Origin of the sequence: Paraliomyxa miuraensis (assembly GCF_026337845.1) — a bacterium.
Lineage (GTDB): Bacteria > Myxococcota_A > Polyangia > Nannocystales > Nannocystaceae > Paraliomyxa > Paraliomyxa miuraensis.
On record NZ_JAOVZF010000027.1, the window covers coordinates 1 to 247 of the forward strand.

The following is a 247-nucleotide window of genomic DNA, read 5'->3' on the forward strand; positions in this document are numbered from 1 at the left end:
CACCACCGAGTACGACGGCCTCGATCGGGTGACCGACGTCGAGCACCCCGACGGCGACCACGAGTACTTCGCCTACGGACTGCTGGCGAAGGGATTGCAGATCGCCCACACGGACGAGAGCGACGCGACCTCGCTGTTGCAGACGGATGCCGCCTCGAGAGTGGCGGTGAGCATCGATCCCCATGGGACGAGCACCTGCTTCGAGTACGGCGCCTTCGGTGTGCTCGGCGAGGTCCGTCGGGATTGC

General features: G+C 66.4%; 1 protein-coding gene. It reads left to right on the forward strand.

All coding sequences use genetic code 11. The annotated features are described in order from the left end of the window. Positions 1 to 247: hypothetical protein (locus OEB96_RS00105; RefSeq protein ID WP_266213339.1), on the forward strand; the 247-nt coding region annotated here is incomplete at both ends.